The 730-nt window shown below is 78.8% G+C and carries 1 pseudogene; it reads right to left on the reverse strand.

The window, feature by feature from the left end:
* A pseudogene (locus tag GT030_RS01490) lies at positions 1–730 on the reverse strand (selenocysteine-specific translation elongation factor); the annotation flags it as partial.

Genomic DNA, 730 nt, shown 5'->3' on the forward strand with positions numbered 1-730 from the left:
AGCGCCCCGGCCGCCTCGGCGGCAGCCAGGAGCTTGGCGTCCAGGCCGAGTTCGGCCAGCCGGCCGGCCTCGGGCGCGCGGAACGGCTGTTGGGCGAGGTCCGCGCGTACGGCCTCCACGGCGGCCGCGATCCGGGGCGGCAGGGTGGGCCGCGCCTGGCTGCCGTAGAGCCGGCCCTCGCTGTACCGCAGCCCGGGCGACTGCGCCGACAGGGCCTCCACGAGGCTTCGGTCGGGCAGGCCGAGCGCCTGGCGGGCCGCCTCCAGGGGCAGGCCGGGGTCCAGTGGGTGCCGGGCGGCGTGCTCCTCGACCACGGCGCCGAGGCGCTCGCGCAGGGTCGCCCAGTGGTCCGGGTCGGCCAGCCAGTCCCCGGTGACCGGGTCGGCGGGCGGGGTCACGCCCATGGCGAGCAACTCGGAACGGCGGATCAGCCCGCGCCTGCGCAGTTCCCCGGCGGCGTCCGCCTCCCGCAGCTCCTCGTCCCGCGCGGCGGCAGCGCCCCGCCGGGTGAGCCGGGGCGGGCGGACGTCGAGGACGATGACACCCGCCGGGATGCTGTGCCGGCCGGGGTCCCGCAGCAGCGCGCCGTCTCCCACACGCAGCGGCAGGGAGGTGCCAAGCCGCAGCCGCGCGGTGTCCTCTCCCAGCGGGCGGACGGTCACCGGAACGGCCGAAGAGCCCACGTGCAGGGTGAGTTCGCGGGGCAGGTCGGAGGCCGGCTCGCCGCGCA

It is taken from the genome of Streptomyces sp. SID1328 (genome assembly GCF_009865595.1).
Lineage (GTDB): Bacteria > Actinomycetota > Actinomycetes > Streptomycetales > Streptomycetaceae > Streptomyces > Streptomyces griseoluteus.